The 14911-nt window shown below is 62.4% G+C and carries 13 protein-coding genes and 1 pseudogene; 7 read left to right on the forward strand and 7 right to left on the reverse strand.

What is annotated here, in order from left to right:
- Positions 1–64 precede the first annotated feature (64 nt).
- Positions 65–1240 carry an MFS transporter gene (locus tag ACVC7O_RS10050; protein WP_458325946.1) on the forward strand — a complete coding sequence of 392 codons (1176 nt, stop codon included), beginning with the start codon at positions 65–67 and terminating at the stop codon, positions 1238–1240.
- Positions 1241–1320: 80 nt separating this feature from the next.
- A complete protein-coding gene (gene uvrA / locus ACVC7O_RS10055; RefSeq protein WP_458325947.1) occupies positions 1321–4203 on the forward strand; it encodes an excinuclease ABC subunit UvrA in 2883 nt (960 codons plus the stop codon).
- Between the two features lie 176 nt (positions 4204–4379).
- Here the strand turns inward: uvrA and ACVC7O_RS10060 are convergent, their stop codons facing one another.
- From ACVC7O_RS10060 to ACVC7O_RS10070, 3 genes and pseudogenes are all read right to left on the reverse strand, one after another.
- Positions 4380–4523, reverse strand: a complete 144-nt coding sequence (locus ACVC7O_RS10060) for a hypothetical protein (protein ID WP_458325948.1) — start codon at positions 4521–4523, stop codon at positions 4380–4382.
- Between the two features lie 122 nt (positions 4524–4645).
- The gene (gene mmsB / locus ACVC7O_RS10065) at positions 4646–5527 is read right to left on the reverse strand and encodes a 3-hydroxyisobutyrate dehydrogenase (RefSeq protein ID WP_458326069.1); all 882 of its coding nucleotides are present in this window, start codon (positions 5525–5527) and stop codon (positions 4646–4648) included.
- 78 nt (positions 5528–5605) lie between these two features.
- Positions 5606–6568: pseudogene (locus tag ACVC7O_RS10070) on the reverse strand (enoyl-CoA hydratase/isomerase family protein); the annotation flags it as partial.
- 445 nt (positions 6569–7013) lie between these two features.
- Between ACVC7O_RS10070 and ACVC7O_RS10075 the strand changes: the two are divergent.
- Positions 7014–7736 carry a VPLPA-CTERM sorting domain-containing protein gene (locus tag ACVC7O_RS10075; RefSeq protein WP_458325949.1) on the forward strand — a complete coding sequence of 241 codons (723 nt, stop codon included), beginning with the start codon at positions 7014–7016 and terminating at the stop codon, positions 7734–7736.
- Positions 7737–7795: 59 nt separating this feature from the next.
- Here the strand turns inward: ACVC7O_RS10075 and ACVC7O_RS10080 are convergent, their stop codons facing one another.
- Positions 7796–9295, reverse strand: coding sequence for a CoA-acylating methylmalonate-semialdehyde dehydrogenase (locus tag ACVC7O_RS10080; protein WP_458325950.1), 1500 nt, complete (start codon positions 9293–9295; stop codon positions 7796–7798).
- 167 nt (positions 9296–9462) lie between these two features.
- Here ACVC7O_RS10080 and ACVC7O_RS10085 point away from each other — a divergent pair, with 167 nt between their 5' ends.
- The 3 genes from ACVC7O_RS10085 (at position 9463) to coaD (ending at position 11432) form a co-directional block, all read left to right on the forward strand.
- A complete protein-coding gene (locus tag ACVC7O_RS10085; protein ID WP_458325951.1) occupies positions 9463–10359 on the forward strand; it encodes a LysR family transcriptional regulator in 897 nt (298 codons plus the stop codon).
- 58 nt (positions 10360–10417) lie between these two features.
- A complete protein-coding gene (locus ACVC7O_RS10090; protein WP_458325952.1) occupies positions 10418–10852 on the forward strand; it encodes a CBS domain-containing protein in 435 nt (144 codons plus the stop codon).
- An 82-nt stretch (positions 10853–10934) separates the two neighbouring features.
- On the forward strand, positions 10935–11432 hold the full coding sequence (gene coaD, locus ACVC7O_RS10095) for a pantetheine-phosphate adenylyltransferase (RefSeq protein ID WP_458325953.1): 498 nt from the start codon (positions 10935–10937) through the stop codon (positions 11430–11432).
- Here the strand turns inward: coaD and gap (ACVC7O_RS10100) are convergent.
- The 3 genes from gap (ACVC7O_RS10100) to gap (ACVC7O_RS10110) all read right to left on the reverse strand — a co-directional run bounded on the left by gap (ACVC7O_RS10100) (position 11429) and on the right by gap (ACVC7O_RS10110) (position 13723).
- Positions 11429–12430 (reverse strand): type I glyceraldehyde-3-phosphate dehydrogenase, encoded by a 1002-nt coding sequence (gene gap / locus ACVC7O_RS10100; protein WP_458325954.1) that lies wholly within the window; start codon positions 12428–12430, stop codon positions 11429–11431. The two genes, coaD and gap (ACVC7O_RS10100), sit on opposite strands and share 4 nt — an antisense overlap.
- Before the next feature lie 55 nt (positions 12431–12485).
- The gene (locus tag ACVC7O_RS10105) at positions 12486–12629 is read right to left on the reverse strand and encodes a hypothetical protein (protein WP_458325955.1); all 144 of its coding nucleotides are present in this window, start codon (positions 12627–12629) and stop codon (positions 12486–12488) included.
- Positions 12630–12721: 92 nt separating this feature from the next.
- A complete protein-coding gene (gene gap / locus ACVC7O_RS10110; protein ID WP_458325956.1) occupies positions 12722–13723 on the reverse strand; it encodes a type I glyceraldehyde-3-phosphate dehydrogenase in 1002 nt (333 codons plus the stop codon).
- Between the two features lie 214 nt (positions 13724–13937).
- Between gap (ACVC7O_RS10110) and ACVC7O_RS10115 the strand changes: the two genes are divergently transcribed.
- A complete protein-coding gene (locus ACVC7O_RS10115; protein WP_458325957.1) occupies positions 13938–14897 on the forward strand; it encodes a DUF808 domain-containing protein in 960 nt (319 codons plus the stop codon).
- The last annotated feature ends 14 nt before the right edge of the window (positions 14898–14911 follow it).

The following is a 14911-nucleotide window of genomic DNA, read 5'->3' on the forward strand; positions in this document are numbered from 1 at the left end:
ACGACCTCCGCCGGCTTCGTCATACCTAGGCAGACCGGGATGGTCCCGGCGGAGATCTTCTCACATGCCGTCCCGTGACACGGAACCGAAAACCCCTTGGGGTCTCGTCCTTGCGCTGTGGGGCGCGGGGCTTGGGGCCGCCGCGCAATACGGCAAGTTCAGCGCGATTTTCGACCAGCTGCCCGTCGTTTACCCGGAGGCGGGGGCCGCGCTGGGGTTGATCGTGTCGGTGGTCGGCTTCCTCGGCATCTTTCTTGGCGTCGCGGCGGGCGTGATGGTCGCCCGCATCCGCTACCGCCGCGCGCTCCTCTGGGCGCTCTGGATCGGCGCCGCGCTCTCGCTCTTTCAGGCGCTCTTGCCGCCGCTGCCCTGGATGCTGCTCAGCCGCGGGCTTGAAGGGCTCTCGCACCTCGCCATCGTCGTCGCCACACCGACGCTCATCGCCCAGATCTGCGCGCCCAAAGACCGCGGCCTCGCGCTCACCCTCTGGGGCACCTTCTTCGGCGTCGCCTTCACCATACTCGCCTGGGCCGGGCTGCCGCTCGTGGCCTGGCAGGGCATCCCGGCACTGCTTGCCGCCCATGGCCTCTACATGGCCGGTTTCGCGCTGCTGCTCGCGTACCGCCTCAAGGCGCTGGAGATCGATACTGACGCCCCGGCGCTCTCGCTCGGCAAGGTCCTGCGCGACCACGTCGAGATCTATCGCTCGCCCTACATCTCGGCACCCGCCATCGGCTGGCTGTTCTATACGTTCTGCTTCGTCTCGATCCTGACCGTTCTGCCCGCCTACATCGCCCCCGAGGTCCGCGCCTTCGTGATGGGTGCCATGCCGCTTGTGAGCATCGCCTCGTCGATGACCCTGGGCGTCTTCCTCCTGCGCTTCGTCCCTGCGATCAACGTCATCCTGATCGGCTTTGCGGGCAGCATCCTCGCGATGATCGGGCTCTGGCTCGCCCCCGGCGCCCCCACCGCCTGCCTTGCGCTCGCCGCCACGATGGGTCTGATCCAGGGCGCCAGCTTTGCCGCCGTGCCCCAGCTCAACCGCACCGCCGACACCCAGGCCCGCGCCAACGGCGCTTTGGCCCAGACCGGCAACATCGGCAACACCCTTGGCACCCCGATCATGGCCATCACCGCAGGCAGCCTCGGCTATGCCGGGCTGCCGCTTCTCGCGGGGCTAGCCTTCGTGCTCGGCGCCTGCGCGCATCTCGCTCTTGCCAGGAAACGTCAGCAGGCGTGAAGTTCCCGCTTCGTTCTCATTTTTTCATTGGCACTCCCGGCCATTCCGCCTATGTCTAGCACGTTGAACGGGGGTGGCTGATGGCCGAGTTGAAACACATCGAAGTGCGCGGTGCGCGCGAGCACAATCTCAAGAGCATCGACGTGGACATCCCGCGCGACAAACTCGTTGTGATTACAGGGCTTTCCGGCTCGGGCAAGTCCTCGCTCGCCTTCGATACGATCTATGCCGAGGGCCAGCGCCGCTATGTCGAATCGCTCAGCGCCTACGCGCGGCAGTTCCTCGACATGATGCAGAAGCCGGATGTGGATCATATCGCCGGATTGTCGCCCGCGATCTCCATTGAGCAGAAAACCACCTCGAAGAACCCGCGCTCCACCGTCGGCACGGTGACCGAGATCTACGACTACATGCGGCTGCTCTTCGCCCGCGTCGGCACGCCGTACTCGCCCGCCACCGGCAAGCCCATCGAGGCGCAGCAGGTGCAGGACATGGTCGACCGGATAATGGCGATGGAGGAGGGGACGCGCGCCTATCTCCTCGCCCCGATCATCCGCGATCGCAAGGGCGAGTACCGCAAGGAATTCCTCGAGCTGCGCAAGCAGGGCTTCCAGCGCGTGAAGGTTGACGGGTCTTTCTACGACCTCGACGAACCACCCACACTCGACAAGAAATTCCGCCATGACATCGACGTGGTGGTCGACCGCATCGTCGTCCGCGAAGGGCTTGAGACGCGGCTTGCGGACTCACTGCGCACCGCGCTCGACCTCGCCGATGGCATCGCGATCTTGGAGACCGCGCCCAGCGAGGGTGACCCGGAACGCACCACCTTCTCGGAAAAATTCGCCTGCCCGGTCAGCGGCTTCACCATCCCCGAGATCGAGCCGCGCCTGTTCTCCTTCAACGCACCCTTCGGCGCCTGCCCGGAGTGCGACGGCCTCGGGGTCGAGCTCTTCTTCGACGAACGGCTCGTTGTGCCGGATCAGAACCTGAAAATCGCCGATGGCGCGCTGGCCCCCTGGCGCAAGGGGAAGTCCCCATACTTCCTGCAAACCATTGAAGCTATTGCGAAACACTACAAGTTCAAGCAATCGACCAAGTGGAAGGACCTGCCGGAAAAGGTCCAGCAGGTCTTCCTCTACGGCTCGGGCGAGGAAGAAATCGCCTTCCGCTATGACGAGGGTGGCCGCGTCTATCAGGTGACCCGCACCTTCGAAGGCGTGATCCCGAACATGGAGCGCCGCTACCGCGAGACCGACAGCAACTGGATCCGCGAGGAATTCGAGCGCTACCAGAACAACCGCCCCTGCGGCGCCTGCGGCGGCTACCGGCTGCGCGACGAGGCGCTGGCGGTGAAGCTTGGCCCCTCCGACGATGCGGAGAAGCTGCTGCACGTGGGGCAGGTGGTTGAAATGTCGATTCGCGAAGCTTTCGACTGGTGCGAGACGGTGCCCGAGCATCTGACCGCGCAGAAGAACGAGATCGCCCGCGCCATCCTCAAGGAAATTCGCGAGCGCCTCGGGTTCCTCAACAATGTGGGCCTCGAATATCTCACGCTCAGCCGCAACGCGGGCACGCTCTCGGGCGGCGAAAGCCAGCGCATCCGGCTCGCCTCGCAGATCGGCTCAGGGCTAACGGGCGTGCTCTACGTGCTCGACGAACCCTCCATCGGGCTGCACCAGCGCGATAATGATCGGCTGCTGCTGACGCTGAAGAACCTGCGCGATCAAGGCAACACGGTGATTGTGGTAGAACATGACGAAGAGGCAATCCGCGAGGCCGATTACGTCTTCGACATCGGCCCGGGTGCCGGTGTGCACGGTGGCGAAGTGGTGGCCCATGGGACCCCCCGCAAGATCGCCGCGTCGAAGAAATCCATCACCGGGCAATACCTCACCGGTGTCCGCGAAATCGCCATTCCCGCGGAACGGCGCGCGGGCAAGAAAAAGGCGATCCAGGTTGTGGGCGCCACCGGCAACAACCTGCAGAATGTGACCGTCGACTACCCGCTGGGCAAATTCGTCTGCGTGACAGGCGTGTCGGGCGGTGGCAAGTCGACCCTGACCATCGAGACACTGTTCAAGACCGCCTCCATGCGCCTCAACGGCGCGCGGCAGACGCCCGCGCCCTGTGAAACGATCAAGGGCTTGGAGCATCTCGACAAGGTCATCGACATCGACCAGCGCCCCATCGGGCGCACCCCGCGCTCCAACCCCGCCACCTACACCGGCGCCTTCACGCCCATCCGTGACTGGTTCGCAGGGCTGCCCGAAGCGAAGGCGCGCGGCTACAAGCCGGGGCGGTTCAGCTTCAACGTGAAGGGTGGGCGCTGCGAGGCCTGTCAGGGCGACGGTGTGATCAAGATCGAGATGCACTTCCTGCCCGACGTCTACGTGGAATGCGAGACCTGCAAGGGCAAGCGCTACAACCGCGAGACGCTGGAGATCAAGTTCAAGGGCAAGAGCATCGCGGATGTGCTCGACATGACCGTGGAGGACGCGCAGGAATTCTTCTCCGCCGTGCCCTCGATCCGCGAGAAGATGGATGCGCTGATGCGCGTTGGCCTCGGCTATATCAAGGTGGGCCAACAGGCCACGACCCTCTCGGGGGGCGAAGCACAGCGAGTGAAGCTGTCAAAGGAGCTCTCAAAGCGCTCGACCGGTCGCACCCTCTATATCCTCGACGAGCCGACCACGGGTCTGCACTTCGAAGACGTCCGCAAACTGCTCGAAGTGCTGCACGAGTTGGTCGATCAGGGGAACTCCGTGATCGTGATCGAGCACAACCTAGATGTTGTGAAAACGGCGGACCATATCATCGACATTGGCCCCGAGGGCGGCGACGGTGGTGGCCAGATCGTGGCGACCGGTACACCGGAAGAAGTGGCGGAGATCGCCGAGAGCTACACGGGAAAATATCTCAAACCGATGCTGTCGCACGCCAAACGCGTAGCGGCCGAATAAGAGCGCCGAGGCCCCGCCGGGCCGCGCGTGCTGCGCACGCCCGGCCCGGCGGGGCTCCCCAGCTCAACCGTTAACGCGGGGCTTACGGCCCGTGCGCTGCGCACCGACGTGATACCGACGTAAAACCGACGCGATACAGACAGGGTACCGACAGCAGACTCATCTCCGCTGCGGTGTCAGTCCAGTGCCGCGCCAATCAGGACCAGCACCGCGACACCAGCGACCGCAAAAACCCATCCGGGCGCGGTCAGGGTCATGTCGGTTTTCAGCTTTTCGATTATCGTGTTGATGGAGGTGGGGGTGCTCTTCTCATCTTGCATGGGGCATCTCCTAAATCTGACGGTTATACTCAGAATTTGGGTGTGCCATGGGCCGCGCGCAATATAGACCCCCGGCATTTTTGCCGGCAACGATCCTCATGGGCGGAGAGATGCCGAGCCCGTTAGTCCCGGGTCTTGGCCGCAAATCTGGGCAGCATCGCCGAGAAATCCTGGCCGAGGCCATCTTCCTCCTCGACGAACTGCCGGTACAACTCCAGGGCCCGCGCGCCCATAGGTGTGTCCGCACCAACGGCCTCGGCCGCCTGTTGCGAAAGGCCCAGGTCTTTCAACATCAACTCCGCCGCAAATCCCGGTTGATACCCGTTGTCCGCGGGACTTTGCGGGCCTACGCCGGGCGCCGGGCAATACGCATTCATCGACCACGAATACCCGGATGAGGTGCTCGCCACGTCGAACATCTTCTGGCGGTTGAGGCCCAATTTGTCAGCCAGAGCAAAGGCTTCACAGGTCGCGATCATCGTCGCCCCGAGGATCATGTTGTTACAGATCTTCGCCGCCTGTCCGGCGCCGGGCGCGCCACAGTGCACCGCTTTCTGTCCCATGATCTCAAAAAGCGGCCGGGCTTTCGCAAAACCCGCGTCAGAGCCGCCCGCCATGAAAGTCAACGTCCCTGCCGCCGCGCCACCGATCCCACCGGAGACCGGCGCGTCGACACAGAGCAGCCCGAGATCTGCAGCCTGATCCGCAACCGCCCGGGCACTCTCCACGTCCACCGTCGAGCAGTCCAGCAACAGCGCTCCCTTGGCCATCGCGGGCAGGATCTCGGCCGCCACCGACCGCAGGATATCGCCATTTGGCAGCATGGTGATCACGATGTCCGCACCCTGCGCCGCGGCGGTCGCGGTCTCGGCCATTGCCACGCCTTCGGCTTCCGTGACAACGGTGTCAAAGCCCGTGACCGCACAGCCCGCCTTGGCGAGGTTCGCCGCCATCGGTGAGCCCATATTGCCCAGCCCGACAAATCCGACCTTGAGTGTCTGCATGCTGTTCTCCTCCAGCGTCAACGCGTTTTTTCCCAGTGGCATCAGCATCTTGCTGACCGCGACGGCGGGGACGCTCTGGTCGGCGTATTGCCAGGCTGGGCGTCGATCCTTGTCGATGATCGCGGCACGGATGCCTTCCAGAAAATCCCCATGCTCCATCGCCCGGTAGGTATAGCGATACTCGAGCTCAAGGGCCTTGGCGATGCTCAGCGACGGCCCGCGCAGCCGGTGCACCATCTCGATCGTGCAGGCCATCGACAGCGGGCTGTTGCGCCCCATTTGTTTCAGCGCCGTGGCGGCAAAGTCGCTGTCATCAGTCCTGAGACTGTTGAGAATATCGGCGAGTTGCTCGCCACCGAAGTGTCTATCAACATCGTCCTGCATGTCCTCCAGCGTGCTTTCGGGGGGCGCGGTGGCCGCATCCGTGAGGCAATCGACCGAGGCGCCCGCCTCGAGGGCCGCGATCAACTGCGGCCATCTCTCCTCATCGATGTAGAGATCGGCGAACCCGGCATAGATCGCATCTGCCGCCGACATGCGGGCCGCGGTGGTCCCGAGATACTCGCCCAACCTGCCGGGGGCCAATGCGAGCATCAGCGATCCGCCTACATCCGGGACAAGGCCGATGCCGCATTCCGGCATGGCGATCTGGCTGCTCTGCCCGACGATCCGGTGGGACCCGTGACAGCCAATGCCCACGCCACCGCCCATGGTGAACCCCTGCAAGAAGGAGACAACCGGCTTGGGATAGTCGAAAATCTTGGCGTTCAGCCGATATTCATCCGCCCAGAAACGCCGTCCGTAGTCAAAATCGCCTGCGGTGCCGGTATGGTACATCTCGGCGATATCACCGCCTGCGCAAAAGGCGCGGTCTCCCTCGGCATCGATGACCACCTGCGTCACATCCGGGTTGCTTCGCCAGTCATCGAGGGCCTGCTCGATGGCGAGACACATCTCGTAGGTCAGCGCGTTCAACGCACTCGGACGGGTAAGGGTAATGCGGCCCGCAGCGCCCGTGTGTCGGATCAGGATATCGGTCATGCTTTCCCCGCGCTGAAGCTTCGCCTTGTGTGTATCGCTTGGCCCGAAGCCGCTTTCAAGCGGCAGTATATGCCTTGGTCGAGGGTCAGGGCCCTTGTGGTGCAGCCGATTCGAGGCACAAGATTCCCGTCAATAGATATTATCGCCATGCGAGAACAGACTGTTTCCATTCAAGATATTAGGGGGAATTGTCGGGTTAGTCTTTGCAAGGAAGCAGTGATTGTTTACAAATTGTGCAAGTCAAATACATTAGGTTTTCACCTTAATGCAATGAAATATAATATTATATTTCGAAATCCAGATATGAGGCACAACGCAGGGTAGCAATTTACTGTTCTCGATTATTCCTTTGCGGCGGAACTTCGCTCACGTTATAAGAATTTTAATAAAGAGTGAGCGTGTGCCCGACGTCGGACCGCGCCAAGACTTTAAAAGGTGTATTGGAATGCTCTTCAAGAAAATTGCTTTGGCAGCCACGTTCTCTGCCCTCTCTGCGGCGGCGACTTACGCGGCGCCGGTTCACGCCTATTTCAACCTCGTCGGCCACGCGGGTCTGCAAGCGACAGGCGAAAGCCTCGAATTCACGAACGGCGATCTGACCCTCTCCGCGACGGGGCACCTGATGAACGAGGATGGCTCCATCGGCGATGTGCGTCGCATCGGACAGTACGGGTACGAATACTACTGGAACCGGCACACCCGCTCCTGGCACGTCAAGGGCGGTGGCCTTGGTGTCACAACCGGATGGGGCGACTCGCACCAGGTGGACAGCCACTCGCATGACGAAGTGATCAAGCTGTCGTTCAACAAGACTGTGACAATCGAGCGTCTGTATTTCAGCCTGGTAGACAGCGACGATGACTTCTCGTTCTCTATGGTCGATGGCGAGGACGCAGGTGCGTTCTATCAGAACGTTGACATCACCGGGCATGGCTACGGTTACTACGACTTCAACAGCGAATGGACCGGCACGATGTTCGGCATCGGTGCCGCTGATCGGATTTGTCACAAGTGGGGCAAGGCCTATGACTGTGACAACTGGGACAACTTCAAGCTCAAGGGCGTGAAGGTCTCCTATGAAGACATCTCGCCCGTGCCTCTGCCGGCGGCGGGCTGGATGCTCATTGCTGCCTTGGGTGGCATGGGCTTGATGCGCCGGCGCAAGTAATTCAAATCGCGTAAAACTTTACACGGTCAGGGGCGGCTCATCGAGCCGCCCCTATTCGTTTATTCCATCGGCTTGAAGTTGAACTCGCCGCCTTCCTTGATGCCCGAGGGCCAGCGCGAGGTGACCGTCTTGGTCCGCGTGTAGAACTTGAAAGCGTCCGGCCCGTGCTGGTTCAGGTCGCCAAAGACCGATTTCTTCCAGCCGCCGAATGTGTGATAGGCCAGCGGCACCGGGATCGGCACATTCACCCCGATCATGCCCACGTTCACGCGGTTCGCGAAGTCCCGCGCCGCGTCGCCATCCCGGGTGAAGATCGCGGTGCCGTTGCCGTATTCATGGTCCATGGCGAGCCCGAGCGCTTCCTCATAGCTCTGCGCGCGCACGGTGGAGAGCACGGGACCAAAGATCTCGGTTGTGTAGATGTCCATGTCCTTGGTGACATTGTCGAAGAGATGCGGGCCGATGAAGAACCCGTCTTCATAGCCCTGCAGGCTGAAATCACGCCCATCGACCACGAGCTTGGCGCCCTGGTTGATACCGGTTTGCACCAGGCGCTCGATATTGGCCTTGGCGGCGGCGGTCACCACGGGGCCATAGTCAATGTCGTTGCCCGCCGTATAGGGGCCGACTTTCAGCTTTTCGATCCGGGGCACCAGCTTTTCGATGAGCCGGTCGGCGGTCTCATCGCCTACGGGCACCGCCACCGAGATCGCCATACACCGCTCGCCTGCAGCGCCATAGCCCGCGCCGACCAGCGCGTCCGCGGCTTGATCCATATCCGCATCGGGCATGACGATCATGTGGTTCTTGGCACCGCCGAAACACTGTACACGCTTGCCCTGCGCGCAGCCGGTGCCATAGATGTACTCGGCAATCGGGGTGGAGCCCACAAAGCCGATGGATTGGATCGTCTGGTCATAGAGGATCGCATCCACCGCTTCTTTGTCGCCATTCACGACCTGCAACACGCCTTTCGGCAGCCCGGCCTCTTCCATGAGTTCTGCGAGCATCAGCGGGACCGACGGGTCCCGCTCGGAGGGCTTGAGGATAAAGGCGTTGCCGCAGGCGATGGCGGGCGCAAACATCCACATGGGGATCATGGCGGGGAAGTTGAACGGGGTGATTCCGGCGGTCACGCCCAGGGCCTGGCGCATGGAATACATGTCGATGCCGGGGCCCGCGCTGTCGGTGTATTCGCCTTTCAGAAGCTGCGGCGCGCCGATGCAGTATTCCACCACCTCAAGGCCCCGCTGCACGTCACCGGCGGCGTCCGGCAGGGTCTTGCCGTGCTCGCGGCTAAGCGCTTCGGCTAGCTTGTCCATGTCGCGGTTCAGCAGATCAACGAACTTCATCAGCACCCGCGCGCGGCGTTGTGGGTTCACGGCCGCCCAGGCGGGTTGAGCGGCAGCGGCATAGGCCACTGCCTGTTCGACTTCGGCCTTGGAGGCGAGCGGGCATTTGGCCTGCACTTCGCCGGTGGCGGGGTTCATCACGTCAGCAAAGCGGCCCGAGGTGCCCTTGACGTGTTCGCCGTTGAGGTAATGGGTGAGTTCTTGCATCAGGGTCCTCCGCGATGATCGCACACGGGCGGGATGCGTGGCCCGGGCACAGCTGTGATTGCGCGCAGCATAGTCTTGCAAAAAGCAGCCTGAAAGGGGGAAGGTGGCAAAGTCATTTTGTGTTTTTGCAAAGCCAGCTGACCTGCGGGCGCTGAAAGGATGGGCGGATGGAGGCAAACTGGGACGATCTGCGGCTGTTTCTCGCCGTGGCGCGCGAGCAGTCGCTCTCTGGCGCGGGGAAGATCCTGCGGCTTGATCCCGCCACCCTGGGCCGCCGGATGCAGCGGCTGGAGCGTGCGCTGCAGGCCACGCTGTTTGCGAAGTCGCCGCAGGGCTATGCGCTGACCGATGCGGGGCAGTCGCTCTTTGCGCGGGCTGAGACGGCTGAGCGGGCGATGCGCAACGCGGTTGCCGAACTGCCTGCCGCCTCGGAAGCGCTGAGCGGGCAAATCCGGATCGGTGCGCCGGATGGCTGCGCCAACTATCTGCTGCCACAGGTCTGTGCGGCGATCTGCGATGACAACCCGGACCTCGACGTGCAGATCGTCGCCTTGCCCCGCGTGTTCAACCTCTCGCGGCGCGAGGCGGACATGGCCATTGCGGTGAGCGCGCCGACCGCCGGGCGCCTCGTGGTGCAGAAAATCACCGACTACCGCCTGCATCTCGCCGCGTCCGAGACCTACCTAGCTGCGCATCCACCGATCGCAGGTCTGGACGACCTGCACGGCCATCGCGTCGTTGGCTACATCCCGGACATGATCTTTGATCGCGAGCTGGATTATCTGAGCGATCTGGGGATCGCCCGTGTGCCCTTGGCGTCGAATTCGGTCTCGGTTCAGATCAACTGGATTCGGCAGGGCGGTGGGATCGGCATCGCCCATGATTTCTCCGTTCCGGCGATGCCTGGAGTACGGCGCATCTTGACCGATCGGCTGAGCCTTGCCCGAGCATTTTACCTCATTCGGCACGCCGATGACCGGCGTAACCTCAGGTTGAGACGCTTTGCGCAGGCACTCACCGCTGGTTTGCGCGCAGAAGTTGCACGGCTGGAAGCGTTGGCTTGACTTGGCGCAGCTTTGCGGAGACGCTGGAGTGACACAACACGGCTTGAGGAGGTGTGGCATGTTGGTGTCTCAAATTCTAAAAACCAAGGCTTTACATGACATTGTGACAGTGTCGCCGACCACACTGGTGGCGGAAGCCGCGAAGGTCCTGTCCGAAAAACGGATCGGCACCGTGGTTGTGTCGCGCGATGGAAATTCCCCTGATGGCATCCTGTCAGAGCGGGATATCGTGCGCGAGATCGGGGCGCGTGGGGCAGGGTGCCTGTCGCATTCGGTCGATACGCTGATGACGACCAAGCTGGTCACCTGCGGCAGCGATGATGCCGCCGATCATGTCCTGCAGAAGATGACCGATGGCCGGTTTCGCCATATGCCGGTTGTGGAAGGCGGCAAGCTGGTGGGTGTGATCTCGCTGGGTGATGTGGTCAAGGCCAAGCTGATGGAGCTGGCGATGGAGAAGGACGCGCTGGAAGGCATGATTATGGGCCACTGAGCCCACCACAGCGCGTTAACGACTTGCAATCGCCCGCCTGAAGTGGTCGGTTGGCCGCAATATCCACGACAGGAGAGCCCACATGCGCGTTGGACTCTATCCAGGCACCTTCGACCCGATCACCCTGGGCCATATCGACATCATCCGACGCGCCGCAGTCCTGCTTGACCGTCTTGTCGTGGGCGTGGCCATCAATCGCGACAAGGGGCCCCTTTTTGATCTCGAAGCCCGGGTGGCGCTGATTGAGGCGGAATGCGCGGAGCTTGCCGACCAGACGGGCATCGAGATCGTCGTGCACCCTTTTGAGAACCTGCTCATTGATTGCGCCCGCGACGTGGGCGCCCAGATCATCGTGCGCGGGCTGCGGGCTGTCGCGGATTTCGAATATGAATATCAGATGGTGGGCATGAACCGGCAGTTGGACGACACCATCGAGACGGTCTTCCTGATGGCCGAGGCCGAGCATCAGGCCATCGCCAGCAAGCTGGTGAAAGAGATTGCGCGGCTGGACGGGGATATCAGCAAGTTCGTCACCCCGCAGGTGCGCACCGCGCTGCTGACCCGGCTCGGCAAGACCTAGGCAAACCGCCCCATCCGCGCCGCGACCTCGATCAGGCGGTTTGAGAAGCCCCATTCGTTGTCATACCACGCCAGGACCCGCACCCAGGTGCCGTCCTGCACGCGCGTCTGGTCTTCGGCGAACATGGCGCTGTGCGGGTCCCGTTTGAAGTCTGATGACACCAGTTTGCGCGCCGTGGTTGATACGATGCCATTGAGGGGGCCCTCAGCTGCCGCCCGGAAGGCGGCATTCACAGTCTCGGGGTCGGTCTCTGTTGCGACCTCCACCGAAAGGTCGATGCAGGAGACATTCGGAACCGGCACACGGATCGCCTGACCGGTGATGCGGCCTGCGAGTTCGGGCAGCACCTCGCCCAGCGTTTGCGCTGCGCCGGTGGTTGTGGGCACCATCGACACCGCCGCTGCGCGGGCGCGGTAGAGATCGGCGTGGGGCGCATCGTGCAGGCTCTGACTGCTGGTGTAGCAATGCACAGTGGTCATCATGCCGCGCTTGATCGTGAAGGCCTCATGCAGGATCTGAGCAATCGGCACGAGGCAGTTGGTGGTGCAGGATCCGTTCGAGATGAAAAAATCCTCCGCCGTAATCAGGTGATCGTTCACGCCAGTGATGATCGTCTTTGCGGCGCCCTTGGCCGGGGCGGAGAGCAGCACGCGACGCGCCCCACGTGACAGGTGTTTTTGTGCGCGCACCGGATCGGTGAAGCGCCCGCTGCATTCCAGCACAATGTCCACATCGGGCCAGGTGATGGCGCCGGGGTCCTGAATGTCAGTCATGCGGATCGGCCCGCGCCCAAGGTCCAGCCCCGCTTTGGAGTAACTCAGCGGGCTTCGGAATGCCCCATGGATGGAATCGAACTCGAAGAGATGCGCCAGCGTCTCGGCGGGCGCCGGATCGTTGATCGCGACGACCTGCATGTCCGTGCGTTCGCTCTCCATCAGAGCGCGCAATACCGTCCGCCCGATGCGGCCAAATCCGTTAATCCCAAGCCTGAGTGCCATCGTTGTTCTTTCACTTGTCGGGGAGCGCGGAGGCGGCGCGCTCACCCGGGATGCCTTATCTCCAGAAGGAGAGCCATTCGATCAGATCAAAGAGTTTTTTGCCGACAAAGACAACATGCTCGGTCCCGAACAGCAGCATGTCCACCATCACAAAGCCGATGATGAGCACGCCCAGGACAAGCGCGATGCGATTTGTCATTGAAAGCCTTCTCCGCCCGATGCTCAACCAGGGCCGCGGCCCCGACGCGCATGGTATGACAGCCTGTTTCGGGGCCCGCAAGCCGCGAGAGACTAGCCGAGGCGGCCCATGCTGACGGCGACATCGGCCATACGTGCCGAGAAGGCCCATTCATTGTCATACCACGCCAGAACCCGCACCGTGCGCCCGCCGACCACCTTGGTCTGTTCAGGTGCGATGATGCAGCTGTGCTCGGTGTGGTTGAAGTCGATGGAGACCTTCGCTTCGGGGTCATAGCCCATGACGCGGGACATCGGCCCGTTGGCAGCGGCCTCAAGGGCGGCGTTGACCTCCTCGACCGTGACATCGCGCGGGGCTTCGAAGGTCAGATCCACCGCCGAGACATTCGGCGTGGGCACGCGCATCGCGGTGCCATCGAGCTTGCCCGCCAGATTGGGCAGAACCTCGCCAAGCGCCTTCGCGGCCCCGGTTGAGGTCGGGATGATCGCCATCGCTGCCGCACGGGCGCGGTAGAGATCATCATGGCGGCGGTCCAGCGTGGGCTGGTCGCCGGTGTAGGAGTGGATGGTGGTCATGATCCCGCGCTCGATGCCGATGGCCTCATCCAGGGCCTTGGCCATCGGCGCAAGGCAGTTGGTGGTGCAGGAGCCGTTGGACACCACCGCGTCGCTGGGCAACAGGTCGCGGTGGTTCACGCCGTAGACGATGGTCCGGTCGACGCGCTTGGCGGGGGCCGAGATCAGCACGCGCTTGGCACCACGGTCGATATGGGTCTTGGCTTTGTCGCCGTCGTTGAACTTGCCGGTGCATTCCAGCACCACGTCGACGCCGGCCCAATCGAGATCGTTCATGTCATAGGTCGACATCATGCGGATCGGCCCGCGCCCCAGATCGAGGGAGTTGGCGCCCACCACCACGTTGCCGGGGAAGCGGCCATGGATTGAGTCGTATTTGATGAGATGAGCGGAGGTTTCCAGCGGGCCGGTCGCGTTGATCGCAACCACGTCGATGTCGTTTCGTCCGGATGTTGCGATATGCGCCAATGTGCAGCGCCCGATGCGTCCGAATCCGTTAATACCGACTTTGATGGTCATGATCACTCTCCAAACCCAACATATGCTGCCTCTATACCCGGAATCGCTGCACCGCGGAATGGTTAAAACGACGTGTTTTCCGCGTGTTAGCGTTAAACCTTGGCAACAGTCTGTTGCGACGCGATCCTGTTAGCGCGACCATCTCCGCATTGCCAAACGGGAACCATCGCTCTACCTCTGCGTTGCATCGGCAGTCTGTGGAGAGGACATCGGGATGAGCGGGTTACTTGCGTTGCTGGACGATGTGGCGGCCATTGCCAAGGTCGCGGCCGCCTCGGTGGACGATGTGGTGGGGCAGGCGGCCAAGGCGGGCTCGAAGGTCGCGGGGGTCGTGATCGATGATGCCGCCGTGACGCCGAAGTATGTGACCGGCTTCGAGGCAGACCGCGAGTTGCCGATCATCTGGAAAATCACCAAGGGCTCGCTTTTCAACAAGCTCATTGTTCTGATGCCTGCGCTGTTGTTGTTGAACGCCTTTGCGCCCTGGGTGATCACCCCGCTGCTGATGCTCGGCGGGGCGTATCTGTGTTTCGAAGGCGCCGAGAAGGTCTTTCACTGGCTCTTTCCCCATGGCGATGCGCATGTGGAGAAGGACATGTCGGTCGGCGACCCGCTGCATCTGGAGGAGACGCGGGTGAAGGGCGCAATCAAGACGGATTTCATCCTGTCCGCGGAGATCATGACGATCATCCTATCGAACATTGAGGCCGACAGCTTCTGGTTCGAGGCGGCGACGCTGGCCTTTGCGGGTGTGGCTGTGACCGCCTTTGTCTATGGCGCCGTCGCGCTCATCGTGAAGATGGATGATGTCGGCGTGTGGTTTGCGGCAAATGGGCGGACGGATGCAGGCCAGGCGCTTGGGGCCGCCCTCGTGAAGGGGATGCCGAAGCTTCTGAAGCTGCTGACCATCGTCGGCACCGCCGCCATGCTCTGGGTCGGTGGGTCGATCATCATCCACGGGCTGGATGTGCTGGGCTTTTCGTGGCTTTACGACACGATCCATGACATCGCGGTCGCAGTCTCTCCAGGCTCAGGCTTCGGCGAATGGCTGGTGACGGCGATCTTTGACGGGATCTTCGGGCTCGTGCTCGGCATGCTGCTGATCCCGGTGGTGACACGGGTGATCGCACCGCTCGTTGCCGCCGTCAGCGGTAAAGAGAGGGTGCCGCATTAGGGTGGGTGGCCTGA

Source organism: Roseobacter cerffii (genome assembly GCF_054226325.1).